Below are 25660 nucleotides of genomic sequence, written 5' to 3'. Positions count from 1 at the left end.
TGCAGTTTCCCCACAGGCCTACAGAGCTACAGCTTTTCCACCGGCCTACAGAGCTACAGCTTCTCCACCGGCGCGTACCGCAGCAGCAGGCGCTTCGGCTTGGGCTCTCCGAAGTCGACGGTCGCCTCCGCGTTCGCCCCTGTGCCCTTGACTCCGACGACCGTGCCGAGGCCGAACTGGTCGTGCGTGACCCGGTCTCCCACGGAGAGCGCGACGACCGGCTTCTCCGTCGCCCGGCGCGTGGCGAACGCCGGTGTCGAGCGTGAGCGCGACGACGAGAGGGACGCGGCGATCCCGCTCGTCGGACCCGCCGACTTGGCGGGCGCCATGGCGCCGGTCCGCTTCCACTCCAGATGCGTGTCCGGGATCTCCTCCAGGAAGCGCGACGGCGGGTTGTACGAGGGCTGGCCCCAGGCGCTGCGCAGGGTGGAGCGCGTCAGATACAGGCGCTCACGCGCGCGCGTGATGCCGACGTAGGCGAGGCGGCGCTCCTCCTCCAGCTCCTTGACCTGGCCGAGGGAGCGCATGTGCGGGAAGACGCCGTCCTCCATGCCGGTCAGGAAGACGACCGGGAACTCGAGGCCCTTGGCCGTGTGCAGGGTCATCAGCGTGATGACGCCGGAGCCGTCGTCCTCCTCGTCCGGGATCTGGTCGGAGTCGGCGACGAGCGCGACCCGCTCCAGGAACTCGGAGAGCGTACCGACGCTCGCCTCGCCCGCACCCTCGGCCGCGCCTTCCGCCGTCGCGCTCTCCTGCTCGAACTCCAGGGCCACGGCCGCGAGTTCCTGAAGGTTCTCGATGCGCGTCTCGTCCTGCGGGTCCGTCGACGACTGCAACTCGGCCAGGTAGCCGGTCCGTTCGAGCACGGCCTCCAGGACCGTGGCCGGGCCCGCGCCCGACTCGACGATCGTGCGGAGGTCCTCCATCAGCGTGTTGAACCGCTTCACCGCGTTCGTCGAGCGGGCCGCCATGCCGTACGCCTCGTCGACGCGGCGCAGCGCCTGTGGGAAGGAGATCTTCTCGCGCTGGGAAAGCGCGTCGATCATCGCTTCGGCACGGTCGCCGATGCCGCGCTTGGGCACATTGAGAATGCGGCGCAGGGGGACGGAGTCCTCGGGGTTGGCGAGCACCCGCAGATAGGCCAGGACGTCCCTGACCTCCTTGCGCTCGTAGAAGCGGACTCCGCCGACGACCTTGTAGGGCAGGCCGACGCGGATGAAGATCTCTTCGAAGACACGGGACTGCGCGTTCGTCCGGTAGAAGATGGCGACGTCGCCGGCCTTCGCGTCGCGCGCGTCCGTGAGCCGGTCGATCTCGTCGGCGACGAACTGCGCCTCGTCGTGCTCGGTGTCCGCGACGTAGCCGGTGATCTGCGCGCCCGCGCCCGCATTCGTCCACAGGTTCTTGGGGCGGCGGGATTCGTTGCGCTCGATGACCGCGTTGGCCGCGGAGAGGATGGTCTGCGTCGAGCGGTAGTTCTGCTCCAGCAGGATCGTTGTCGCGTCGGGGTAGTCCTCCTCGAACTGGAGGATGTTCCGGATGGTGGCTCCGCGGAACGCGTAGATCGACTGATCGGCGTCACCCACGACGCACAGCTCGGCCGGCGGGAGGTCGTCCGCGCGAGGCGGCTCGTCCTCCCCGCGGCCGCTGTCGGCCGACCCCACCAGCTCCCTGACCAGCGCGTACTGCGCGTGGTTCGTGTCCTGGTACTCGTCGACCAGGACGTGGCGGAAGCGGCGGCGGTAGTGCTCGGCGACGTCCGGGAAGGCGCGCAGGAGATGCACCGTCGTCATGATCAGGTCGTCGAAGTCCAGAGCGTTCGCCTCGCGGAGGCGGGACTGGTACATCGCGTAGGCCTGGGCGAGGGTCTTCTCGAAGCCGTCGGCGGCCTGAGCTGCGAAGTCCTCCTCGTCGATCAGCTCGTTCTTCAGGTTCGAGATCTTGGCGCTGAAGGACTTCGGCGGGAACTTCTTCGGGTCCAGGTCGAGGTCACGGCAGACCAGGGCCATGAGTCGCTTGGAGTCGGCGGCGTCGTAGATCGAGAACGACGACGTGAAGCCGAGCTTCTTCGACTCGCGGCGCAGGATGCGGACGCAGGCGCTGTGGAACGTCGACACCCACATCGCGTTCGCCCGCGGGCCGACGAGGGACTCGACGCGCTCCTTCATCTCGCCCGCGGCCTTGTTCGTGAACGTGATCGCGAGGATCTGGCCGGGGTGCACACCGCGCTCGCCGAGGAGGTACGCGATGCGGTGCGTGAGCACACGGGTCTTGCCGGACCCCGCGCCCGCCACGATGAGCAGCGGGGAGCCGCCGTGGACGACGGCCGCCTTCTGGTTCTCGTTCAGCCCGTCGAGGAGCGCCGCCGGGTCGAGCGCCGGGCGTGGGGCGCCGTCCCGGTAGTACTCGTCCCTGGCCGGGGGCACGTCGAACTTCCCGTCGAACAGGTCGTCCGGAACGTGCTCCGGAGCCGTGTCGTCCTCGGGCGGCGGCGGGGCATGCTCCTCACTGGCCTTCGAAGCCGTGAGGTCCGCCAGGAAGCTGTCGTCAAAGAGGCTGCTCATCGCTCTACGAGTCTAGGCCGCCCCACTGACACCCACGGCCGTCCCGGAAACTTCCCCCGACTTCGCGGCCCCAGCCACCTCTTGTAGCGCAGTAATTACCCCCAGTGAGGATTACCGGAGGTCGCGAACAAGATTGCCGAAGGTCACGAAAATGTATCGGGCATATCGAACATCAACCTTCACAGCAGCCACACGAGTTGGCTACCGTGCTCCGCGGGCCGCCCGTCCCCCCGCCGGCAACCGCGCCGCGAGCGGGTCGCCCCCGCTGAGTTCAGTACGCCGAGAGGCATGGAACCGGGGACCCACGACCTTTGGGGTGAATCGGCCGACGACCCGTCAGGGCACGGCCGTAGGGCAGCCTTCCGAATCTCCGCCCGAACCCGACAGCTAACCCGGTAGGCGGTCATGGGAAGGAGACGCGACCCTTGGCGTCGCACCGCAAGCCGCGCACCAGAACAGCCGGCCCCCGCACGGCCCCCGTCGTCGGCATCACCACGGCGGCCCTCACCTCCATCGCCCTGCTCTCGCAGACCGCGAACGCCGCCCCCTCCGCGCCGCCGAAGCCGAGCCTGGAAGAGGTCCAGAAGAAGGTCGACACCCTCTACCACCAGGCGGGCGTGGCCACGGAGAAGTACAACGCGGCCAAGGAGCGCACCACCAAGCAGCAGAAGCGCGTCGGCGACCTGCTCGACGACGTCGCGCAGCGCACCGAGAAGCTCAACAAGGCCCGCCAGGAGCTCGGCACCTTCGCCGCGGCCCAGTACCGCACGGGCGCCGTCTCCGACACCGCGACGCTGCTCCTCGCCGACGACGCGCAGGACTACTTCGACCAGGACCAGCTGATGAGCCGGCTCACGAGCCGCCAGAAGAAGGCCGTCGACGACTACCAGACCGAGCAGGCCGCCACCACGAAGAAGCGCACGGAGGCGGCCAAGAGCCTGGAGACGCTGACCACTTCGCAGGCCACGCTCAAGAGCACGAAGAGGGACGTCCAGCAGAAGCTCGGTGACGCCCGCGAACTCCTGTCGAAGCTGACCGCCGAGGAGAAGGCGCGGCTCGCGGCGATCGAGAAGAAGAAGCAGGAGGCCGCCAGGAAGAAGGCGGAGGAGCTGGCTCGTCAGCAGGCCGAGGCGGAGGCCAAGCGCAAGGCGGCCGAGGAGGCGCGCCAGCAGGAGAACCCGGGCACCGGCACCGGTTCGGGTACGGGTACGGGCTCCGGGGGCACCAGCGGCGGTTACGCCACCAAGGCCGCGAAGGTCATCGACTTCGCCGAGTCACAGATGGGCAAGCCGTACGTGTGGGGCGCCACGGGCCCGGACTCGTACGACTGCTCGGGCCTCACGCAGGCCGCGTGGAAGGCGGCCGGCATCACGCTGCCGCGCACGACCTGGGACCAGGTCAAGGTCGGCACGACCGTCACCACGGCCAACGCCCAGCCCGGTGACCTGGTTTTCTTCTACGACGACATCAGCCACGTCGGCATCTACATAGGCGACGGCAAGATGATCCACGCGCCGAAGCCGGGCGCGAACGTCCGCGTCGAGTCGATCTACTACATGCCGATCCACAGCGTGGTGCGCCCGGCCTGACCGCCTTCGTGGGGTTACGTTCGGGCGGTGCGCGGCCCGAACGCAACCCCACGTCCCGGACCCACGTGGTCCCAGCTCCCGCCGGCCGCCGGCGCCGCCGTCATGGCCACCGGCATCATCTCGGTCGGCCTGCGACTGACCGGTTACTCGGTGCTGAGCGGCATCATGCTGGTGCTCGCCGCCGCCCTCTGGCTCGTCCTCGCGGCGGACTTCGCGAAACGACTGGTGCGGGAGCGCGACCGCTGGGAATCCGAAGCGGACACCCCGGCCGCGCTCACCGCGGTCGCGGCGACGGCCGTCCTCGGCACCCGGATCTCCATGTTCGGCTGGCAGACCCTGGCCGAGGCGCTCCTCGCCTTGTCCGCGCTCGTCTGGCCGGTGCTCCTGATCAACGTCGCACGGCACTGGAAGCCGCGGATGCCGGGGGCCGTGTTCCTCGGCTGTGTCGCGACGCAGGGCCTCGTCGTCCTGGCGGCGACGCTCGCGCCCGCGGTCGGCGCGCACTGGCTCGCGTTCACCGGGATGGTGCTCTTCTGGGGCGGGATCATCCTGTACTGCTTCGCGCTGCTCCACTTCGACCTGCGCGAGGTGGCCTCCGGCGCCGGGGACCACTGGGTCGCGGGCGGCGCGCTCGCCATCTCCGCACTCGCCGCGTCGAAGCTCGTCGCGACGGGTCTGTGGAACAGGGACGACACAGACGTCCTGCGCACCATGAGCTTCCTGCTGCTCGCGCTCGATGTGACCTGGTACATCGTGCTGGCGCTGGCGGAGGTGCGGTGGTCCAGGCCACGTTACGACGTGCGGCGCTGGTCGACGGTCTTCCCGATGGGAATGACGGCGGCGGCGGCACTGTCCGTGAGCGCCGCCGCCGATGTGCCCTGGCTCAAGGGGCCGGGGCAAGTACTGGTGTGGATCGCGGTGGCCGCGTGGCTCGCCACCCTGTTCGGGACGTTCAGGTCCCGAACACCCGCCTGACTCAGATCTGGACGACCGTGACGGCTCAGGTCCAGAGGACCGCGATGAAGATGTTCGCGGTGGTCAGGAGGCCGACGAGGCCGAACAGCCCCTTGTCCACCTTCTCGTCGTCCCGCTTCACGTACACGAGGCCGAGGATCACGATCAGCAGCGCGAGCTTCACGCCGATCTTGATGTTGTTGACGGTGTTGTCGTCCGCCTGGTTCAGGCCCACCAGGACGACACCCGTGACCAGCATGGTCAGCGCGCCGTGCAGCATCGCCGGGACGAACCGGGCCGTTCCCTTGCCCATCGCCTTCATCTGGGTGAGGAACCCACCGAGGAGCGAGGCGATGCCGATGATGTGCAGGCCGACGAAGAGGTGGATGAGTACGTCCATGACCGGCGAGCCTAGCCGGGGCCTCACTGCCTCCTTGAACCGGCCCGCACCGGTCCCGCGCCGGTCACATACGGTCACACCCAGAACACAAGGACCAGTTGCGGACAATCCATCACCAACCCGTGACGGCCAGGTTTAGCGTCCTTCCTCAGGTGACCGGCTTCCCACCCCCGCCCCGCTCACGGGCGCAGTCGGGCACCTACCGCCGAGAAAGGTCCGGCGGCGGCCCGCTTCCCCTGTGCGGGCCGCCGCCGGACGCGTAAGCAGTACGTACCGGAAGGACGTGCCCCTCGTGTCGGCAGCGCACCGCAAGCCCCGACAGCGCTCGCTCACCGGCCCCACGGCCCGCACCGCGGCGACCCTCGCTCTCGCCTCCGCGGCGACCGCCACCGCCCTGGACGGCGCGGCGCACGCGGATCCCCGGCTCACCCCGAGCCAGGTGAAGGCGAAGGTCGACCAGCTCTACCAGCAGGCCGAGAAGGCCACCGAGAAGTACAACGGCGCCAAGGAGAAGGCGGACAAGGCCGAGAAGAAGCTCGGCTCCCTGCGGGACGAGGCGGCCCGCAGGACGGACCGGCTCAACACCCAGCGCGAGGCGCTCGGTTCGGCCGCCGCCGCGCAGTACCGCACCGGCGCCCTCGACCCGGCGGTCCAGCTCGTCCTGTCCTCCGACCCCGCCCGGTACCTCGACAACGCGGCGCTCGCCGACCGGCTCGGCACCCGGCAGGCCTCCGCGGTCGGGCGCGTGCAGCGCGAACTCCGGCAGATCGACCAGCTGCGCTCCGAGGCCGACGGCCGGCTCGCCGAGCTGCGCAAGCGGCAGGGCGAGCTGAAGAAGCAGAAGAAGACGGTCACCGGGAAGCTGGCCGAGGCGAAGCGTCTGCTCGGCCAGTTGCCTGCGGCCGAGCGCACCGGCGTCGGGGCAGGCGCCGGCGACAGCGGCGCGGCCGGCCGCGCCTCCCGCTCGGACTCCTCCCGCGAGGTGCCGTCCGGCGCCCTGCCCAAGGCCCCGGACTCCCGCACGGCGGCGGCCATCGCCTACGCCTACAGCGCCCTCGGCAGCCCCTATGTGTGGGGCGCCACGGGCCCGAACGCCTTCGACTGCTCCGGCCTCACCCAGGCCGCGTACCGCTCGGCGGGCATCTCCCTGCCGCGCACCACGTACTCCCAGATCAACGCGGGCCCTCGCATCCCACGCTCCCAACTGCAGCCGGGCGACCTGGTGTTCTTCTACTCGGGCATCAGCCACGTCGGTCTCTACATCGGCGACGGCAAGATGATCCACGCCCCGAACCCGAGCGCCCCGGTCCGCATCGCCCCGATCGACGAGATACCGTTCGCGGGGGCTACGCGGGTGGCGTGAGCCGGTGCGATGCTGCCGGTAATGTCAGGCTCATGCCTAGCCGTGCGCTGCCGCCGCCTGCGCCCCCTGCCCATCTCCGTACGTGGCCGGACCACCAGACGCTGCTCACCGACCGCGGCATGGCCCTCGACGAGCTGCGCAGGTCGCACCTCGGGGTGCACCGGCTCCTGCTGCTGTGGCTGTGCGGGGCGGGCGCGCTGCTCGGCTGGGCCCTGCTGTCCCTGGTGAACCAGCTGTTCGAGGACAAGGATCCCCTGGTCTTCGTCATGGGCCCCGTCTTCGCGATCCTCGGCCTGGCGGCCCTCGTCCCCGCGGTCATCGGCGTCGTCCTCGGCCTGCGCCGCGACCGGAAGATACGCGAACTCACAGACGCCTGGCTCGCGTTGGACACCCATCCGGCGACCGACGCCCGGCTGCGCTCCCCAGGCACCAGCCTCACCTGGTGCCTGTCGTCCCTCGTGGTGTGCGCGCTCGGCCTATGGGCATCCCTCAGCGCTGCCGCGTACGCCGAGCCGGGGCGGGACACCTACGTGGATGTCGCCTTCGGCATGGGCGCGGGCGTGATTCTCTGGCTCACGGGTCTCATCGGCGCGAAGAAGGCGCTGGGCCACTACCGCTGGGTGGTGCGGAGGCTGAGTCCGGCGCCGGCGCGGGGCGGCGCGCACCTCTGACAGCGAGCTCGCGCGGCGCTGTGGACTGTCCCGGGCGGGGCGCGTGCTGTGGCCCTCACCGCGACCGCGGTCGCGGTAGTACTCGCCACCTCGTCGGCAAGAAGAGTGGCACCGCCGCAGCCGGCCGCGGCCCTGAATGCGCTGGTAGCGCAGCACCTGCCACTCCAGCGGATCACCCCATTCGGCCGCGTCGGCCGCGAGAACGACGAGGTGGAATATGGTGCCGCTGCTCAGCGCGGACTGCGGAAGACGCGTCGTCACCGCCCGTCACACCAAGCGCCGCGCCGTAGCCCACCGCGTCAGCTCGTGGCGGTTCGACAGCTGGAGCTTTCTGAGGACCGCCGACACATGGGACTCGACCGTCTTGACGGAGATGAACAGCTGCTTGGCGATCTCCTTGTACGCGTAGCCGCGGGCGATGAGGCGCAGGACCTCGCGCTCGCGCTGCGTGAGGCGGTCGAGGTCCTCGTCGACCGGCGGGGCGTCCGTGGACGCGAACGCGTCGAGGACGAAGCCCGCCAGACGCGGCGAGAAGACCGCGTCGCCGTCCTGGACGCGGAAGATCGAGTCGACCAGGTCCGTGCCGGTGATCGTCTTGGTGACGTACCCGCGGGCGCCACCGCGGATGACGCCGATGACGTCCTCCGCGGCGTCCGACACGGAAAGGGCCAGGAAGCGGACCGGGTTGTCGGCCGCCGCCATCAACGGGGCGCAGCGGCGCAGGACTTCGACGCCGCCGCCACCGGGAAGGTGCACGTCGAGGAGGACGACCTCGGGGCGCGTGGCCGTGATGACCGTGACCGCCTGGTCCACGTCCGCGGCCTCGCCGACCACCTCGACGCCCGTCGTCTCCGTGCGGCCGATCTCCGCCTGGACGCCGGTGCGGAACATCCGGTGGTCGTCGACAAGGACCACGCGTGCGTGACGGCCGACCGGCTCCGTCTCCGGCTCGCCCGCCGCGGTCGCGTCCGGCTTGACCTGCTCGTCACTCATGGGGTCTTCTCCGCCCTCTTCATGGTCAGTTCGACCTCCGTGCCGCCGTCCGGCACCGCGCGCAGCCGCGCCGTGCCGCCGTTGCGCTCCATCCGGCCGATGATCGATTCTCGTACGCCCATCCGGTCCGCGGGAATCGAGTCGAGGTCGAAACCAGGGCCCCGGTCGCGTACGGACACGAACACCGTCTCCTCCTCGACCTCGGCGTAGACCTGGACCGCACCGCCCTCGCCACCGTACTTGGCGGCATTCACCATCGCTTCCCGCGCAGCCTGCATCTGTGCCGCGAGACCGTCGTCGAGCGGGCAGTCGCCGACCACCACCACCTCGAGGGGCACCCCGTGCTTGTCCTCGACCTCGGCCGCGCTGCGCTTGACCGCCTCCGCGACCGTGCCGGGCTCCTGTGCCTCGTCCTTCCCGTTCCCCTGCGGTCTGTAGAGCCAGGCCCGCAGGTCTCGCTCCTGTGCGCGGGCCAGGCGCCGCACCTCGCTCGCGCTCTCCGCGTTCCGCTGGATCAGCGTGAGGGTGTGCAGGACCGAGTCGTGGACATGGGCCGCGACCTCCGCACGCTCCTGCGCGCGGATCCGCATGAGGCGCTCCTCGGAGAGATCCTGCGTCATGCGCACGAGATAGGGGCCGGCGAGGAGAGCGATGCCGACGAGGACGGCGAGGGCGGCCTGAAGGATGGAGCCGAGGTGTTCGGCCGACCCCTGGAGCACGAAGATCCCGGTGACACCGGCCCCGACGAGTACGACACCCGCCGCGGCCCGCGCCAGATTCAGCGTCCGCTTGCGGCGGCCGGCCTCCATCCAGCGGGCCCGGCGCGCATTGTCCGCCTGTCGCCAGACGAGGGCCACGCCCGCACCGACGAGGAGCGTCGGCCACAGATACGCCTTCGCGTTCCCCGCCAGATTCACATTGCCGACGAACACCATCGACACGACGACCATGAGGAGCAGGGCGACGATCTGCCCCTTGTCCGGCTTGCGGGCGACGAGTCTGCGCCGCCCGTCCGTAGCCGTCTCCGTGGTGAAGGCGGGGGTCCGCTCGCTGCCCACGCCTCCGACGCCGAGCGGGACGAAGAACCAGAACGCCGCGTACAGGAGAGCGCCGAGGCCGTCCGCCATGAACAGGCCCACGAAGACGAGCCGCACCCAGATCACGGGCAGGCCGAGATGCCCGGCGAGCCCCCGCGCCACTCCGCCGAGCCAGCGCCCGTCGCTGGAGCGGTAGAGCTTGCGCGGCGGCCGCGGGACGTCAATGGGTGGTGCTGCGGCTTCCGGCATGCCATTGATGGTCACACGTGGGGCGGACCCCGGGCATCAGGGTTCAGCCCGGATACTCCCCTGATCTCCGGCCCGGCCCCGAGCGCCGTCAGGGGCAATATCAGGGTTGGTCCAGGGTCGTCCCGACTGCCGCGGCGGACCTCGGCCCGTCACGATGGACGCATGACAGATCACCAGCACGCCTCGACGGGAGCGCAGGCCGGGCAGCCGCAGGACGCGGTGCCCGGGCGCGGCTCCGGCGGTGCGTCCGCGCCGCCCGCACCGGGACTGGAGCCCGGCGTCCCCGCGCCGCCGAGCAAGTTCCGGCGCGACCGGCGGCACGGGACGCTGGGCGGAGTGTGCGCGGGACTCGGCCGGCACTGCGACATGGATCCGGTGATCTTCCGGATCGGCCTCGCCGTGCTCGCCGCGACGGGCGGGCTCGGCCTGATCTTCTACGGTTTCGCCTGGCTCTTCGTCCCGTACGACGACGAGGACGAGAACGAGGCGCGCAAGCTCCTCTCCGGCCGCGTGGACGGCCCGGCGCTGACGGCCGTGCTCTTCGCGCTCGTCGGCTGCGGGCTCTTCCTCTCCATGCTGAACAACGGCGGAGTGCTCACATTCGCCGCCGTCCTCGCCCTGCTCCTCGCGGGCGCGGGGTACTGGTCCCAGCAGCGACGAGCGGCCGACCCCGACCCTCTGGCCGCGCAGACCGTGGCCGACGCGCCGCCCGAGGCGCAGGCTCCGCCCGTCGCCGGGGCGCCGTCCTGGTGGCGGGACCCGATAGTCAAGGACGGCACGCACGTCGGAGGGACCGGGTACTTCTGGGGGCCCGACAGCGGCGTCGACATCCGGTACGAGCCCACGGCGCACGGGCACCGGACGGCCTGGGGCCCTGACGTCCGCGGCCCGGAAGGCGGGGCACCCAAGCAGCGCGGGCCGCGCTGGATCGGCGGCTGGACGTTCCTGCTCGCGCTGGCCGCGGGCTGCGCGGGCACGGCGGCGACCTGGGACGGCCACCCGCTCGGCACGGCCCTCCAGGCCGGTCTCGCGAGCGCGCTCGTCGTCTTCGGTCTGGGCATCGCGCTCAGCGCAGTCGTCGGACGGACCGGCGCCGGCTCGATCATCCTCGCGGTCATCACGGCGGGCCTCCTCGCCGCGTCGGCCGCGCTCCCCTCCAACATCACCACCCACTGGATGCGCACCAACTGGTCCCCGGCCTCGGTCGCCCAGGTGGAGCCGACATACGAGCTGGGAACGGGCGTCGGCACGCTCGATCTGAGCGGGATCGATCTCGGCAAGGGCAAGACACTGACGACGAGAGCGGAGGTCGGGGCGGGGCAGCTCAAGGTCATCGTGCCGAAGGACTCAACGGTCGTGCTGCGGGCCGAGGTGGGCGTCGGTGACGTCCGGCTGCCGGACGAAAAGACACAGGACGTGGACATCCGTCCGAGACAGGAGCAAAGGGTGACCCTCACACCACCGGTGGGCAGCAAGGCCGGCGGCACGGTCGAGCTGCGGCTCGAAGTCGGTGTCGGACAGGCGGAGGTGGCCCGTGCCACGCCATGACTTCCAGCCGGGAAAGCTGATCGCGGGCCTGTTCCTGACCACGGCCGGAGTCCTCTACCTGGGCGCCGCGCTGGGCGGCTGGGAGGTGGAGTGGTTCGCCGTGATCCCCCTGGTCACGGCCGGCCTGGTCCTGGCCGGAGTAGCGGGCACAGCAACCTACGCAATCCGCCGCCGCCAAAGACCCCACCCGACGGACTCCGGCTCCCCGTAAGTCCGGAAACGGCGCACGGGCGCCTGCCAGGGGGCGCGGGGAACTGCACGCCCAGCAGCCAAAACCGCGACACGGGCCCCAAAGCCACCGCCGCGCAGAGAAACCCGTCAGCCAAGCCCACGCCGGGCCCGGCGCCGAGCCGCAAGCATCGCATCCACCGAAAACACCGAAGCCCCCGCAAGCACCAACGGCAGCCACGCCATCAGATAGGCAAGATCGTTGCCGAGGTAATACGGCTCGGTGGCCCAGCTCACCGTCAGCCACAGGCTGAGCGAGATCAGCATGCCGCCCACGGCGGCGAGCCGGGCGAGCAGACCGATCAACGTGCCGATGCCGACGGCCAGTTCACCGAAGGCGATCGCGTAACCGAAGCCGGTCGGGCTCTTGAGTGCCAGGTCGACCAAGGCGGGGATTGCGGAGATGTCCCGCACTCCGCGCATCTGCTCACCGATCGACCCCGATCCGGTGGCGTGGAAGAAGGCGCTGTCGGTCAGCTTGTCGAGCCCTGCGTAGATGAAGGTGACGCCGAGGAAGATCCGCAAGGGAAGGAGTGCAAACCGTTGGGCGCTGTCCCGCCAGCTGCCCCTGCCGTTGACATAACCGGTATGGATGTCCGTCCGCATGCCATGAGTCATCGCCTGTCCGCCGCCTCTCGCACCCGCATCGGTGCCCGCAGAATTGCCCGTCACTAGACGATACGTACGAGCGGGCGCGACTGCTCAGTAACGTTCAGCTATTGCCGCAGGCCGGACGCGGGCGCTCAGTCCGAAACGTCGATCGCGCACCGGTTCGTCTCCACGCCCGCCGCGGTGACGACCTGGACGTCGACCCGCCCCGGCTCGACGTCCACGGGAACCGGGACCGTCAGGGTCGAGTCGGTGGGGTTGATGAAACCGCCCTGAACCGGGACGAGAGGCACATGAACGTGCACGGGACCGATGCGGACGATCATCCGGGAGAGCCGGTCCGCGGTGGCCGCGCCCGGCGGAACGAAGCCGGCCCCGCGGATCTCGATGTCGTCGCCGGTGCGGATCGGCGCATCCAGGTCCCCGGCCTCACGGGACCGCACGACCGAAAGGATCACGGGCCGGCCGCCCTCCGCGTACTTGGCCGCGAGGTAGGTGGCCGCCGAGACCAGGACCAGCAGGGCGAGGCCCCACGGCAGATCGGGCAGCTGTCCGGGGCGGCGGGCGAGGCGCACCGCTACGAAGACGAGCGCGACGGCCGAGATCAGCACGTACTGGATGTCGGCGAAGGTGCCACGTCCGGAGTCGTCCGTGAGGAGGTCGGCGGCGCGCGGCCGGTCCGCGCGCACCTTCTGCAGGCGCTGGCCCAGCACGCGCACCCCCACGACCCGCCGCACCAGAACGGCGACCCCGCAGACGACAGCCAGGACGGTCACGACCCCGGCGCCCCGGGCGAGTTCAAGGCCGGAGATCAGCGCGTCCCGTTCGCGGTGGCCGGAGGCGCCGGCCAGCTCGCCCGCCAGGACGAGCACCACGTAGACCATGACGAGGACCCAGCAGGCGGCGACGGCCCGGGAGGTGGACAGGCGGTTGTCCTCGCCGACGACCGGAGCGAGCACCCCGCCGGCCGCCCGGTGGACGTAGGCCGCGCCGGTCAGGAGGCCGCCCACGACGACCGCCGCGAGCAGTCCCGCCGTGCGCGCCGGTGTCCAGCCCGCGCCGATCGCCGTGAGCGCCTGCACGATCAGGAGCAGCGCGCACCCGCCCCACACCACGGCGACCGTGCGCGGCCACAGCCCGGCGAGCCACGCGTCGCCCTCGGCGCGCCCGCGATCGGCCATGCCCCGCGCGGACTGGGTCAGCTCGTCCGAGACCCACTGGCGGGATGCGCCCGCCGAGTGCGCGACGGCAGCGGGCAGCCCCTGCCCGGCCGCCAGTTCGTCCCGTTTCGCGAGGAACGCGGCCACGGCCCTGCGGTGCCCTTCGCGCGCTCCGTGCGGGCAGTCGCCGCAGGTGCAGCCCCCGCTGTGCGTTCCCTCTCGCGCTTCCTGGACCGCCACCCGGTACGCCCGCCTTCCCATCCGGAGCCCGCCCGACCCGAACGGCCTCGCGTCAACTTCCGTGTAATGAATGGGAATTGTGCCGTACGCCACGCCGTCCAGGGCCGCCAGGTCCGGTCAGAGAGGGTGAACAGTGAACGCCGGCGTTGACCCCCGAGGCCACAGCCCCGGCTCAAGCGCGACGGCCCCGGCTCAAGGCACCGCTGCCCCCGCTCAAGGCACCGCTGCCCCGGCGCGAGACGGCACCGCCCCGGCTCAAGACGACACCGGCCCTCCGCTCAGGACAGCAGATCCGGCTCCGCGCTGCTGATCTCCTGCCACAGGGGCTGAAGGTTGATCCACGCCACCAGGTCGCCGCCCAGCTGGTCCCGTGACGCCACGGCCTGGCGGTGGTCGATCAGAATCGGGCGGCCGGCGGCCCGCGCCGCGAGCTGCACCTGGCAGGAGCGCTCCATCGACAGGAACCACCACGCGGCCGAGTCGACGGAGTCGCCCACGGTGAGCAGCCCGTGGTTGCGCAGGATGAGCGCCTTGTACGAGCCGAGCGCGGCCGCGATCCGCCGCCCCTCGTCCGGGTCGACGGCCACGCCGGTGTACTCGTCGAGCAGCGCGTGGTCCTCGTAGAAGGCGCATGCCTCCTGGGTGATCGGGTCGAGCAAGTCGCCGAGCGTGGACAGCGCCCGCCCGTACAGCGAGTGGCAGTGCGCGACGGCGACCACGTCGGGCCGCGCCCGGTGGACCTGGGCATGGACGGTGAACGCGGCCTGGTTCACATGGCGGCGTCCCTCGACGACCTGCCCGTCCCCGTTGGCGAGGACCAGGTCGGACACGGTGACGTGCTTGAACGGCATCCCGAAGGGATTCACCCAGTAGCAGTCGTCGTACTCCGGGTCCCGCGCCGTGATGTGCCCCGACACCCCGTCCTCGTAGCCGAGACGCCCGAAGATGCGCAGCGCGCCCGCGAGCCGCTCCATGCGGTGCCGACGCTCGTCGGCCGGGGAGTCATGGATGGGGGGCATCGCGAACTGGAGGTGTTCGGTGGGCACCGGCGGCGGCGTCTGCGTGGACATGGAGCGGAAGTTACCTCCGAGGAGCGCAGGAGGACAGAGGCGGGCGGTGAAGAGAGTGCGCCGAACTCGTCGGGGGCGACGCCGCGCATACCGGACAGCAGGTGTCGGGTATCCGCGCCAGACTCGGCGTATGACATCGAACTGGGCCACTTTCACCACGGCCGAACCGGACCTCGCCAAGACGGTCGAGGAGCGCTTCGGTCGGTTCCAGCACCACGTCCTGGCGACCCTCCGCAACGACGGTTCGCCGCGCACGAGCGGACTGGAGGTGCGGTTCCTGCACGGGGAGTTCTGGCTCGGCATGATGCCGGGCTCGCTCAAGGCGCGCGATCTGCTCCGGGATCCGCGCTTCGCCGTCCAGGCCAACCCGGGCGACGGCACCGGCATGGGCGGCGGGGACGTACGGATCTCGGGACGGGCGCTGCTGGTCGAGGACCCCGAGGTCATCGCCTCGTACACGGACTCGGTCCAGGTCCCCGACCCGGACGACTTCCACCTCTTCCGCACCGAGCTGACCGAGGTCACCCGCACCTTCATCGAGGACGAGAAGTACCTGGTCGTACAGGTGTGGAAGCCGGACGGCGAGCCAGTACGCACCCTGAAGCGCACCTGAGCGCCGCCCCACGGACATGAAGGCGCCGCCCACTCCATGCGGCAGTGGGCGGCGCCTTCACACACGGTGTCGGGGAGCGACTACTCCCACTCGATGGTGCCCGGCGGCTTGCTCGTCACGTCGAGCACGACGCGGTTGACGTCCGCGACCTCGTTCGTGATGCGGGTCGAGATCTTCGCCAGGACGTCGTACGGCATGCGCGTCCAGTCCGCCGTCATGGCGTCCTCGGAGGAGACGGGGCGCAGGACGATCGGGTGGCCGTAGGTGCGGCCGTCGCCCTGGACGCCGACGCTGCGGACGTCCGCGAGCAGGACGACCGGGCACTGCCAGATGTCACGGTCGAGACCGGCCGCCGTCAGCTCCTCGCGGGCGATGGCGTCGGCCTCGCGCAGCAGGTCGAGCCGGTCCTTGGTGACCTCGCCGACGATGCGGATACCGAGGCCGGGGCCCGGGAACGGCTGGCGCTGGACGATGTCGTCCGGCAGGCCGAGCTCGGCGCCGACCATGCGCACCTCGTCCTTGAAGAGCTGGCGCAGCGGCTCGACGAGCGCGAACTCCAGGTCTTCGGGGAGGCCGCCCACGTTGTGGTGGGACTTGATGTTCGCCGTGCCGGTGCCGCCGCCGGACTCGACGACGTCCGGGTAGAGCGTGCCCTGGACCAGGAACGCGACGTCCTCGCCGTCCGCCGCACCCTCGGCGACGATCTCCGCCTGCGCCTGCTCGAAGACGCGGATGAACTCACGGCCGATGATCTTCCGCTTGGCCTCGGGGTCGGAGACCCCGGCCAGCGCGTCCAGGAAGCGCTGGCTCGCGTCGACGACCTTGAGGTTCGCGCCCGTCGAGGCGACGAACTCCTTCTCGACCTGCTCGGTCTCGCCCTTGCGCATCAGGCCGTGGTCGACGTACACGCAGGTCAGCTGGGAGCCGATGGCCTTCTGGACGAGGGCCGCGGCCACCGCGGAGTCCACGCCGCCGGACAGACCGCAGATCGCGCGCTTGGTGCCGACCTGCTCGCGGATCGCGGCGACCTGCTCGTCGATCACGTTGCCCGTGGTCCAGGTCGGCTCGATGCCGGCGCCCCGGTAGAGGAAGTGCTCGAGGACCTGCTGGCCGTACGTGGAGTGCATGACCTCGGGGTGGTACTGCACGCCGTACAGCTTCTTGGCGTCGTTCTCGAAGGCCGCGACCGGCACGACGTCCGTGGACGCGGTGACGGTGAAGCCCTCGGGCGCGGCCGAGCAGGCGTCGCCGTGCGACATCCACACGGGCTGCTCGGTCGGGGTGCCCTCGAAGAGGGTGGAGCCGGGGCGGGAGACGGTCAGCGGCGTGCGGCCGTACTCACGGGCGCCGTTGTCGTCGACGGTGCCGCCAAGGGTCGTGGCCATCAGCTGGAAGCCGTAGCACATGCCGAAGACGGGGACGCCGGCCTCGAAGATGGCGCGGTCCAGGCGCGGGGCGCCCTCCGCGTACACGGACGAGGGGCCGCCGGAGAGGATGATCCCCTTCGGGTTCTTGGCGAGCATCTCCTCGACCGGCATGGTGCTCGGCACGATCTCGCTGTAGACGCGGGCCTCGCGGACGCGGCGGGCGATGAGCTGGGCGTACTGCGCACCAAAGTCGACAACCAGAACGGTGTCAGGGGCGGCAGCGGGGGACGCTGATGGCACGGCGGCGGCCTTCCGGCGGTGGAACACGAGCAGGGGTCTGTTTTGTCGATTCTAACGGGCCCGGACGGACGCTCTTCGTCTCATCCCACGGACGCGGTGGCCGGGGCCACCGGGCCGGGGCATACTGGCCCTGTGACCAAGCACCGCATCGACTTCCTCTTTACCTATGGCAACCGGCCCGCCGGCTGCCATGGTCGAGCTGCTTGATCACCTGACAAGCGACTTACCGGGCGCCCCGGGCCGACAAGGCCCGGGGCGTCCTGTCATCTCCGGTCCTTGCCACTCCGGGACACCCGTCCCCCTACGACGAGGAGCCCCAAGATGACCACCACCGCGACCCCCAGCGAAAAGACCGGCGCCCACACCTCCGAGGCCGCCGACGTGATCACCGGCGCCCGCGAGCGCATCGACTCGCTCGACGACCGGATCATCGGCCTGATCCAGGAACGGATGGCCGTCTCGGCCGTCATCCAGGAGGCGCGCATCACCTCGGGCGGGCGCCGCGTGAACCTGGCGCGCGAGCTGGAGGTCCTCGGCCACTACAGGGACGCCCTCGGCAAGCCCGGCACCGGCCTCGCGATGACGCTCCTGGAGCTGTGCCGGGGCCGGGCCTGATGCCTACTCGACGTACCCACGTTCGGATCCGCTCTCACCCGTACGGCGCGTGACCGGTGCGCGGCACCCTTCGTTGGTCCCGATGTCCGTGCCAGCCAGGGGCGGGCCGCTCAATCCACGCGTGGCTTCGCTGGAGCGATGAGACGTAGGGATCCATGCCGTACGTCGTGGGACCTCGCTCCAGCGTTTGTGACCGGACGGCAGGGGACAGCAGCCCGGTCACCCAAGAGAACGACCGGTCCCGGGGACGCCCGGGGCCGGTCGGCCTCCCAGCAGAACCCCTTCGCCCCTGTGGTCGAAACGGTCGGTCGAAACGGTTGCGCGCACGGCAGACCCGCGAGCACGATGCGGAGAAACCCCCACAGAGCCCCGGCCCCGGGCTTCACAAGTGAATTGCCGCAGGCCCGCCCCATCCGCACGCCACCGCGCGCCGGGGTGGCGGCCCCTGGCAGACCCGTACCAGCGGCGCAACCCCCCGGCGCCGCTCCCCCGGCACCGACGCCGCCCTGACGTCGGTGCTGAAGGCCAAGGGCCCCGCGGATGCGTCCGCGGGGCCCTTCGCTGTGCTCACCGGACCAAACCGAACCTGCCCCGGTACGGACAGCCGAGGTCAGGCGGTCTTCTCCAGCTTCGCGAGCTGCGCGTCGACGATCACCTGCGGCACGTCGGTCTTGCTCGAGTCCAGCATGTTCATGGTGTAGAAGGCCACGACCGTCGAGCCGCTGCGCACCACGGTGAAGGTCATCGGGACCTTGTCGCCGTCGATGACACCCTTCACGTCGTACGAGACCGCCTCGTCACCCGCGTCGGGCGCGGGCCGCTCCTTGACCCCGCTGTACTTGTAGTCGACGTGCTCGTACGCGGTGCAGCTCTTCGAGGCCGTGCGCACGTCCTTCATGACCTTGGCGGCGTCGGCACCGTCGTGCGCGAGCAGCGCCAGCGAGGTCACCTTGGGGTCGAGCTCGTCCGTCGCCATGAGCGTGCGCACGACCCGGTCCTTCGCCGTCGGCCGCGTCGAGAACATGAACATGTCGGCGAGCGGCTGGCACGAGGCCGGCTTCGCGGCGACGCTCTCGGTCGGCGGCAGGTCGTCCTTGCCCACCTTCTCGACCTTGTAGCCCTTGACGTCGCCCGTGGCGACGACGGCCTTCTCCAGCTCGGCCGCCGTGAGCGCCTTCGCGCCCTCCTCGGCGGGCTTCGCGGGCGCCGTGGTCTTCTCCGAAGCGGCCGGCTTCGCCTGCTTCTTGGCGTCGTCGGTGGTCTCGGAGGACCCCCCGCACGCCGTCGTCACACCCAGCGCCGCGACCACGGCTGCGGCCGCCACGGCACGCCTCACACCTGAGTTCACATTCCCACCTTCGTCCTCTGCGGCACGGCGCCACGCGGCCCGTACCGAGGCGCCATCCAAGCCCGCCACCAGCCTCCTTTGCCAGCGCTTTGCGTAACGATCGGAGATCGCCGCAAAGGTTGTACGGGGCACTGGGTGACCCAGCTCACATAAGAATCGTGTGAAGTCGAGGGCAACCATTTCCCGGGGTTGCTGGTCACTTGTGCGGAACCAACGGCCACACCCGCGACCCCACGACGCGGAGGCCTCCCAGCTCGTACTGCGCCGCAGTACGCCGGACTTTCCGAGGTCTTCATGAAGCTTCGCCGTGCCCTGGCCGCCGCGGCCGCGACGGCTGCCATAGCCCCGATCGCGCTGCTGTCGGCGCCGGCCGCGTTCGCCGACGGCGAGCCGCCCGCGCCGCCCACCGCGGTTTCCGACGAGACGACCACCCCGGCCTCCGAGACCACCACGCCGGCCCCCGCGACCACGACCCCCTCGGAGGCCGCGAGCACCACCCCCGCCGCGGACAGCACCACCCCCGCTGCGGACAGCACCACCCCCGCCGCCTCCGCGTCGGCCACGGCGACCGACTCGGCCTCGCCGTCCGCGTCACCCACGCCGAGCGACGAGCCGTCCGAGCCGACCGGCATCTGCGAGGAGGACAACAAGGACTACCAGTCCAAGCTGGCCGTCTCGCTCAACGGCCTGCCGGGCAAGATCGCGGCGGGCAGCGGCTGGCACAACTTCACGCTGAACGTGAAGAACCCCACGAAGTCCGACCTCGACGAGGCCATCTTCTACGCGGGTGTCGGCCCGAACGACGAGAACGCCGAGAACGCGTTCAAGACGAGCCAGGTCCACCTCCAGGCGAAGGTCGACGGCACCTGGGTCGACATCGACGACGGCGAGGGCCACTCGTTCGGCTTCCTCGACCTGTCGGGCATCAAGGCCGGCAAGTCCACCAACTACCAGCTGCGCCTGAACGTCAAGGCCAGCGCCCCGATCGGCTCCGGCCTGACCATCGGCGGCGGCTTCTACAACGACGACGAGCTGGACTGCATCAGCGACAGCTCCGCCGCCTACGTCATCGAGATCGTGAAGCCGGGCACGCCCACCGACGGGACCAAGCCGCAGGAAGGCGGCAAGGTCCCGATGCCGGCCGAGAAGCCGAACGACAACAACACCCAGGAGGTGACCGGCAGCCTCGCTGAGACCGGTTCGTCCTCCATGGTCCCGACCATCGGCCTGATCGGCGGCGTCGCCGTCGTCGCCGGTGCCGGTGCCGTGTTCGCCGTGCGTCGCCGCAAGGCCGGCGCCACCGCGTAACACCCCGTAGGGACACACGAAAGGACCTGCGCTCGGAGGGGGGCGCAGGTCCTTACGTGTGTCCGGGACTACTTCCCGGTCGGCTTCGGCGGAACCGCCGGCATTCCCAGGAACGGCAGCTTCAGCGCGCCGAACGCGTCCTGTGGGACCGCCGGGTTCTTCGGCGCCACGGCCGACAGCCGCGCGTACGCCACGCCCTGCGCCGGACGCGGGTCCTCCTCGCCCTTGTTGGGCCAGTACGACATCGCGCGCTCGGCCTGGGCCGTGATGGTCAGTGACGGGTTCACGCCCAGGTTCGCCGTGACCGCGGCGCCGTCGACGACCGAGATGCCCGGGTGTCCGTAGAGGCGGTGGTACGGGTCGATGACGCCCGTCTGCGGGGAGTCGCCGATCGGGCAGCCGCCCAGGAAGTGCGCGGTCAGCGGGGTGCCCATCAACTCGCCGATGTTCGACCCGGCGAAGCCGTTGATCTCGGCGGCGATCGTCGACGCGGCGTCCACGGCGGCCTTGATCTGCTTGGGGTTGGGCGCGCCATGGCCCTGCTCTGCCGTGAGCAGGCCCTTGCCGACGCCGTCCGGCTTCAGATAGGTCGTCAGCGAGTTGTCGAGTGACTGCATGACCAGGCCGATGATGGTCCGCTCGGACCAGCGGTGGTTGGAGAGCGAACGCGCCAGCAGGGTCGGGTGCTTGGCCACGTTGGCGAGCCACCCGGCCACGCGGGACGAGCCCTGCGCGTACGGGACCTGGAGGATCGTCATGCCGCCCATCGCGTTCGAGCCCTTGCCGTAGCGGACCGGCTCGATGTGCGTGTTCTCGTCCGGGTGGACCGAGGACGTGATCGCGACGCCCTGCGTGAAGTCGACCTTGGGCTTGCCGTGACGCTTCTTGTAGCGGCGGTTGTTGGTCTGGGCGCCGACGAGCGCCTCGGAGTTCGTCCGCGTCAGCTCGCCCAGCCTGGCGGAGAGGTACGGGAGTTGGCCGCCCGCCTTCATGCGGTGCAGCAGGGTCTGCGTGCCGTACGTGCCGGCCGCGACGATGACGCGCCGAGCCTTGAACGTACGGCCCGCGCCCTTCTTCTTGTTGTCCGTCGGGAGCGTCTGGACCGCGTAGCCGCCCTGCGAGTCGTCGGTGACGGAGACGGCCGTCGTCATCGGGTGCACGACCGCGCCCGCCTTCTCGGCGAGGTACAGGTAGTTCTCGTTGAGGGTGTTCTTCGCGCCGTGGCGGCAGCCCGTCATGCACTCGCCGCACTCGGTGCACGCCGTGCGGGCCGGGCCCGCACCCCCGAAGTACGGGTCGTCGACCTGCGTGCCGGGCGCGGCCTTCACCGAACCGGCCCCGTCCTCGCCGCAGGCGTCCTTGCCGTCACCGAAGAAGACACCCACCGGCGCCATGTGGAACGTGTCGCCGATGCCCATGTCCTGGGCCGCCGCCTTGAGGTGGACGTCGGCCGGCGTCATGGTCGGGTTGAGCCGCACGCCCAGCATGCGCTGCGCCTGGTCGTAGTACGGCTTCAGCTCCGCCTGCCAGTCGGTGATGTCCTTCCACTGCGGGTCCTCGAAGAACGGCTTCGGCGGCACGTAGAGCGTGTTGGCGTAGTTCAGCGAGCCGCCGCCGACGCCCGCCCCGGCGAGGACCATCACATTGCCGAGGAGGTGGATGCGCTGGATGCCGTACATGCCGAACTTGGGCGCCCACAGGTAGTTCTTGAGGTCCCAGGAGTTCTTGGGCAGCGTGCCGGGCTCGAAGCGGCGGCCCGCTTCGAGCACGCCGACGCGATAGCCCTTCTCGGTCAGGCGCAGGGCGGACACGGAGCCGCCGAAGCCGGAGCCCACGACGAGGACGTCGTAGTCGTACGCGGCGTCGTCGGCGCTCCCGGCTTCACTCCGGACAGAGTTCTCCTGTGACACTGGCTCTCCTCGTTGAGAACGGGTGGTGCGCTAACGAAGACGGAAGGTCTTCATCGCCTTCAGGCTGCGGCTCATGAACGCCGCGTACTTCTCGTCGGTCATCCCGAACGACGGCGCCATCGGCATGATCCGCTGGTGCGCGACGGTCTGCGCCTCGGTGTACTTGAGGATGCCCTCGGAGCCGTGGCGGCGGCCGAGGCCCGAGTCCTTCATGCCGCCCATCGGCGACTGGACACTGCCGTACGCGGGCGCGTAGCCCTCATTGATGTTCACCGTGCCGGTGCGCAGCCGGGAGGCGACGTCGTGACCGCGCCTGGCGTCCTTCGTCCAGACCGAGGAATTCAGGCCGTACGGCGTCCCGTTGGCCAGCGCGATGGCCTCGTCCTCGTCCGTGAAGCGGTAGATGGAGACGACCGGGCCGAAGGTCTCCTCGTTGCACACGGCCATCGGCGCCTCGACGCCGTCGAGGATGGTCGGCTCGAAGAAGTAGGGGCCGATGTCGGGGCGCGCGACGCCACCGGCCACGAGCTTCGCGCCCTTGGCCACGGCCTCGTCGACGTGCCGCGTCACCGTCTCCAACTGCCGCTCGCCGACGAGGGATCCCATGTCCGCGCCGTACGCGAGGGACGTGCCCAGGCGCATCGCCTTGGTCCGCGCGCCGAACCGCTCGACGAACGCGTCGGCGACCGACTCGTGGACGTAGAGCCGCTCGATGGAGATGCAGAGCTGGCCCGCGGAGGAGAAGCAGGCGCGGACCGCGCCGGCCGCCGCCTTGTCGATGTCGGCGTCCGCCAGGACCAGCATCGCGTTCTTGCCGCCGAGTTCGAGCGAGACGCCGACGAGGCGCGCGGCGGCGCCCTGCGCGACCTCGCGGCCCGTGCGGGTGGAGCCGGTGAACGAGACGTAGTCGGCGTGCTTGACCAACTCGGGCCCCACGACCGGGCCTTCGCCGATGACGACCTGGAAGACCTCGGCGGGCAGCCCTGCCTCGATGAGCAGGTCGCGCGCCCACAGCGCCGTCAGGCAGGTCTCCGTGTCGGGCTTCATGACGACCGCGTTGCCGGACACGAACGCCGGGAGCGCGTCACCGACGGACAGCTCGAACGGGTAGTTCCAGGGGGCGATCTGGCCCACGACGCCGCGCGGCTGGCGCAACTCGGTGACCTTGGTGAGGGTCGGTACGGCGCCCGTGTGCCGCTTCGGCTTCAGGTAGGCGGGGGCCTTGCGGCCGTAGTGGCGGGCCGCGACGGCCACGGCCTGGACCTCTTCGTGCGCGTGCAGGCGCGCCTTGCCGGTCTCCAGCTGGATCAGGTCGAGGACCTCGGCCTGGCGGGCGAGCACCAGGTCGTGGAAGCGCAGCAGCACGGCGGCGCGCTGCCGCGCGGGCACCTTCGCCCAGACGGCCTGCGCGGCGCGGGCCCGCTCGAAGGCTTCCGTGACGTCCTCGGGCGTGGACTCGGGCAGGTCCGCCAGCTTCTCGCCGGTGAACGGCGTGTGGTTGGCGGTCCGGCCCGAGCCGGCCACACCCTTGGTGAGCTGGGCGACCAGCTCGGGCGTCACCACGTCGGCCGCGGTGCGCGCGCCTTGCGGGGCGGGGGCGACCGGGTTCGTGCCGGTCTTGTCCGTACGGTCCTTGGCGATGGCCTGCGAGTCCGTCATGGCGCGAGCGTAGGCTCCCGTCAACGTTTTGGGTACCCACGGGTAACGAGGTTTCACCAAGCACTCACACGCCGCCAGCGATCGCTGGCAACAAAGCTCCTGATCAGGGCGTTGTCAGGCCTTCGGTCAGAGTTTGTCGATGTGGAGGTTGGCGATCGCCTGCTTCGCCACCTCACGGCCGCGCTCGGTGAAGTCGCCCTTGCCCGGGTAGTCGATCCAGAGCTGGTACATGTCGCCCGACTTGGCCTTGTAGTAGAAAACCTTCGCCTCGCGCGGCTTGAGCTCGTCGGAATCGCTGTCATCCGTGTAGGTGACCGTGTTCTCGGCGGACTCACGGTCGTTGTACGTGGTCTTGACGGTCCGGCTGTGCGGAAGGGGCTTCTCCGCCATATCCGTGTTGTCGCCCTTGTTGATCTCGTCGGAGTCCTTGTACGCCTGCGCGGACGCGGAGCTCGCGATCCCGTTCAGGCTGTCCTCGGACTTCTTCTTGAGATAGAGGGTGATCGAGACCGCGTAGCTCGGATCCCGGTAGGAGACCCAGTGTTCGGTCTTCAGGGTGCTGTTGTCCACCTGGGACCGCACGTACTGCGGCGGCGCCGCGAACGTCGCCGCGAGCGTCTTCTCCTGATGGTCCTGCCACCCGTCCGGCAGCGGCCCCGCGAACGGGTTCGCGACCACCAGGTACGCCACCACCGCCGCCGCGAGGACCGCGGCGCCGACGCCGAGCAGCGTCTTGCGGCTGAGGCTGACGCCCTTGCCGCCGGGGCCCGCGAGCTGGACGACCTGGGTGGGCGGCTGCTGCGGCGGGTGGGCCGCGCGCTCCAGGAGGTCGCGCACGCGCGCCGCGTTCGGGCGCCGGGCCGGGTCCTTGGCGAGCAGGCCGTTGATGGCCTCGGCGAGCGGGCCCTGGGCCGCGGCGGGCGCCGCCGGGGTCGCGTTGATCACGGACTGGAGCGTCGCCGGCGTGTTGTTGCGGCGGAACGGCGAGACGCCCTCCGTCGCCGCGTACAGGACGACGCCGAGGGACCACAGGTCGGACGCGGGGCCCGGGCGCTGACCGAGGACTCGCTCCGGGGCGATGAACTCGGGCGAACCGACGAAGCCGCCGGTGTCCGTCAGATTGGTCTCGCCCTCGATCTGGGCGATGCCGAAGTCGGTGAGGACCACGCGGTCGTGGCGGCCGAGCATCACGTTGTCGGGCTTCACGTCGCGGTGCAGGACGCCCCCGGCGTGCGCGGCCTCAAGGGCGCCGAGCACTTCGAGGCCGATCCGCGCCGCCTCGCGGGCGCTGAGCGTGCCCTCCTGGAGCGCGTCACCGAGCGTGCGCCCCTGCACGAACTCCATGACGATCCACGGCTGTCCGTCCTCGACGGCGACATCGTGGACGTTGACCACGGCCGGGTGGTCGAGCCGGGCCGCCGCGCGCGCCTCACGCCGCATCCGCTCGAAGACGGTGGTCCGCTCGCGCTCCGGCAGATGGTCGGGGACGCGCGGCTCCTTGACCGCCACCTCGCGGTCCACCGTCTCGTCCTTGGCCCGCCACACGGTGCCCATGCCGCCGTGCCCGAGCTTGCTCAGGAGCCGGTAGCGCCCCCCGATGAGGCGCCCGGCACCCGGCTCGGGCTCCGCACGCTGCTGCGGCGGCACGACCTGGGTGGGCGGCGGCTGGTGCGGGGGCTGCGGGTGCGGCTGCGGATACGCGGTGGGGGGCTGGGCGTACGGGTTCCCCTGCTGGGGCGTGTGCGGCTGCTGCGGCGGCTGGAGTCCGAAGCTCGTCGGATCGTTCGGACCGTAGGCGGGTCCCCCGTTGTTACTCATGCCTCCATGCCTACCGTGCGGGACGCCTCCGGATCCACTCGGGTCAC

21 protein-coding genes and 1 riboswitch are annotated in these 25660 nt (G+C 70.6%); of the genes, 9 read left to right on the top strand and 12 right to left on the bottom strand.

The annotated features are described in order from the left end of the window. Nucleotides 1–53: 53 nt before the first annotated feature. A complete protein-coding gene (gene pcrA, locus ACY0PA_RS25720) occupies nucleotides 54–2564 on the bottom strand; it encodes a DNA helicase PcrA (RefSeq protein ID WP_473079997.1) in 2511 nt (836 codons plus the stop codon). A gap of 267 nt (nucleotides 2565–2831) precedes the next feature. Next, nucleotides 2832–2981, top strand: a riboswitch (cyclic di-AMP (ydaO/yuaA leader). Between the two features lie 8 nt (nucleotides 2982–2989). Here pcrA and ACY0PA_RS25715 point away from each other — a divergent pair. Then, nucleotides 2990–4153 carry a C40 family peptidase gene (locus tag ACY0PA_RS25715; protein WP_473079996.1) on the top strand — a complete coding sequence of 388 codons (1164 nt, stop codon included), beginning with the start codon at nucleotides 2990–2992 and terminating at the stop codon, nucleotides 4151–4153. A 27-nt stretch (nucleotides 4154–4180) separates the two neighbouring features. Beyond that, nucleotides 4181–5128, top strand: coding sequence for a tellurite resistance/C4-dicarboxylate transporter family protein (locus ACY0PA_RS25710; protein ID WP_473079995.1), 948 nt, complete (start codon nucleotides 4181–4183; stop codon nucleotides 5126–5128). Between the two features lie 25 nt (nucleotides 5129–5153). Here the strand turns inward: ACY0PA_RS25710 and ACY0PA_RS25705 are convergent, their stop codons facing one another. After that, the gene (locus ACY0PA_RS25705; RefSeq protein ID WP_116510905.1) at nucleotides 5154–5507 is read right to left on the bottom strand and encodes a hypothetical protein; all 354 of its coding nucleotides are present in this window, start codon (nucleotides 5505–5507) and stop codon (nucleotides 5154–5156) included. Nucleotides 5508–5799: 292 nt separating this feature from the next. Between ACY0PA_RS25705 and ACY0PA_RS25700 the strand changes: the two genes are divergently transcribed. Next, a complete protein-coding gene (locus ACY0PA_RS25700) occupies nucleotides 5800–6870 on the top strand; it encodes a C40 family peptidase (RefSeq protein WP_473079994.1) in 1071 nt (356 codons plus the stop codon). 32 nt (nucleotides 6871–6902) lie between these two features. Further along, on the top strand, nucleotides 6903–7541 hold the full coding sequence (locus ACY0PA_RS25695; RefSeq protein ID WP_473079993.1) for a hypothetical protein: 639 nt from the start codon (nucleotides 6903–6905) through the stop codon (nucleotides 7539–7541). A gap of 267 nt (nucleotides 7542–7808) precedes the next feature. On the opposite strand, the gene ACY0PA_RS25690 is transcribed toward ACY0PA_RS25695, so the two are convergent. Then, nucleotides 7809–8534, bottom strand: coding sequence for a LuxR C-terminal-related transcriptional regulator (locus ACY0PA_RS25690; RefSeq protein WP_473079992.1), 726 nt, complete (start codon nucleotides 8532–8534; stop codon nucleotides 7809–7811). Beyond that, nucleotides 8531–9820 carry an ATP-binding protein gene (locus ACY0PA_RS25685; RefSeq protein WP_473079991.1) on the bottom strand — a complete coding sequence of 430 codons (1290 nt, stop codon included), beginning with the start codon at nucleotides 9818–9820 and terminating at the stop codon, nucleotides 8531–8533. Before ACY0PA_RS25685 ends, ACY0PA_RS25690 begins: the two co-directional genes overlap by 4 nt. 162 nt (nucleotides 9821–9982) lie before the next feature. Here ACY0PA_RS25685 and ACY0PA_RS25680 point away from each other — a divergent pair, with 162 nt between their 5' ends. Both ACY0PA_RS25680 and ACY0PA_RS25675 read left to right on the top strand, forming a co-directional pair. Beyond that, nucleotides 9983–11368, top strand: a complete 1386-nt coding sequence (locus tag ACY0PA_RS25680; RefSeq protein ID WP_473079990.1) for a PspC domain-containing protein — start codon at nucleotides 9983–9985, stop codon at nucleotides 11366–11368. Then, nucleotides 11355–11579: a hypothetical protein gene (locus ACY0PA_RS25675; protein WP_473079989.1), complete on the top strand. Its 225-nt coding sequence runs from the start codon at nucleotides 11355–11357 to the stop codon at nucleotides 11577–11579. The genes ACY0PA_RS25680 and ACY0PA_RS25675 overlap by 14 nt, the downstream gene beginning before the upstream one ends. Nucleotides 11580–11686: 107 nt before the next feature. On the opposite strand, the gene ACY0PA_RS25670 is transcribed toward ACY0PA_RS25675, so the two are convergent. The 3 genes from ACY0PA_RS25670 to ACY0PA_RS25660 form a co-directional block, all read right to left on the bottom strand. After that, nucleotides 11687–12214 carry a DoxX family protein gene (locus tag ACY0PA_RS25670; protein ID WP_473079988.1) on the bottom strand — a complete coding sequence of 176 codons (528 nt, stop codon included), beginning with the start codon at nucleotides 12212–12214 and terminating at the stop codon, nucleotides 11687–11689. A gap of 125 nt (nucleotides 12215–12339) precedes the next feature. Then, entirely contained in the window at nucleotides 12340–13605 is a 1266-nt protein-coding gene (locus tag ACY0PA_RS25665; RefSeq protein WP_473079987.1) for a hypothetical protein, read from the bottom strand. A gap of 278 nt (nucleotides 13606–13883) precedes the next feature. Beyond that, complete coding sequence (locus ACY0PA_RS25660) at nucleotides 13884–14675, bottom strand: class II aldolase/adducin family protein (protein WP_473079986.1); 792 nt, start codon at nucleotides 14673–14675, stop codon at nucleotides 13884–13886. A 130-nt stretch (nucleotides 14676–14805) separates the two neighbouring features. Here ACY0PA_RS25660 and ACY0PA_RS25655 point away from each other — a divergent pair, with 130 nt between their 5' ends. Then, nucleotides 14806–15288, top strand: coding sequence for a pyridoxamine 5'-phosphate oxidase family protein (locus ACY0PA_RS25655; RefSeq protein WP_473079985.1), 483 nt, complete (start codon nucleotides 14806–14808; stop codon nucleotides 15286–15288). Nucleotides 15289–15368: 80 nt separating this feature from the next. On the opposite strand, the gene guaA is transcribed toward ACY0PA_RS25655, so the two are convergent. Beyond that, entirely contained in the window at nucleotides 15369–16955 is a 1587-nt protein-coding gene (gene guaA / locus ACY0PA_RS25650; RefSeq protein ID WP_473079984.1) for a glutamine-hydrolyzing GMP synthase, read from the bottom strand. Nucleotides 16956–17276: 321 nt separating this feature from the next. Between guaA and ACY0PA_RS25645 the strand changes: the two genes are divergently transcribed. Then, nucleotides 17277–17570 carry a chorismate mutase gene (locus tag ACY0PA_RS25645; protein ID WP_383087403.1) on the top strand — a complete coding sequence of 98 codons (294 nt, stop codon included), beginning with the start codon at nucleotides 17277–17279 and terminating at the stop codon, nucleotides 17568–17570. 610 nt (nucleotides 17571–18180) lie between these two features. On the opposite strand, the gene ACY0PA_RS25640 is transcribed toward ACY0PA_RS25645, so the two are convergent. Then, entirely contained in the window at nucleotides 18181–18894 is a 714-nt protein-coding gene (locus ACY0PA_RS25640) for a hypothetical protein (RefSeq protein WP_473079983.1), read from the bottom strand. Nucleotides 18895–19212: 318 nt separating this feature from the next. Between ACY0PA_RS25640 and ACY0PA_RS25635 the strand changes: the two genes are divergently transcribed. Next, entirely contained in the window at nucleotides 19213–20226 is a 1014-nt protein-coding gene (locus ACY0PA_RS25635) for an LAETG motif-containing sortase-dependent surface protein (protein ID WP_473079982.1), read from the top strand. Nucleotides 20227–20294: 68 nt separating this feature from the next. Here the strand turns inward: ACY0PA_RS25635 and ACY0PA_RS25630 are convergent, their stop codons facing one another. The 3 genes from ACY0PA_RS25630 to ACY0PA_RS25620 form a co-directional block, all read right to left on the bottom strand. Continuing rightward, on the bottom strand, nucleotides 20295–22136 hold the full coding sequence (locus ACY0PA_RS25630) for a GMC oxidoreductase (RefSeq protein ID WP_473079981.1): 1842 nt from the start codon (nucleotides 22134–22136) through the stop codon (nucleotides 20295–20297). A 30-nt stretch (nucleotides 22137–22166) separates the two neighbouring features. Continuing rightward, nucleotides 22167–23795 carry a succinic semialdehyde dehydrogenase gene (locus tag ACY0PA_RS25625; RefSeq protein WP_473079980.1) on the bottom strand — a complete coding sequence of 543 codons (1629 nt, stop codon included), beginning with the start codon at nucleotides 23793–23795 and terminating at the stop codon, nucleotides 22167–22169. A gap of 126 nt (nucleotides 23796–23921) precedes the next feature. Then, nucleotides 23922–25613 carry a serine/threonine-protein kinase gene (locus tag ACY0PA_RS25620; RefSeq protein ID WP_473079979.1) on the bottom strand — a complete coding sequence of 564 codons (1692 nt, stop codon included), beginning with the start codon at nucleotides 25611–25613 and terminating at the stop codon, nucleotides 23922–23924. Between the last annotated feature and the right edge of the window lie 47 nt (nucleotides 25614–25660).

The sequence above is a fragment of the Streptomyces sp. DS1-CR2 genome (genome assembly GCF_055760475.1).
Note: the sequence above shows the minus strand (reverse complement) of the source record. Positions and strands in the feature narration are given on the sequence as shown.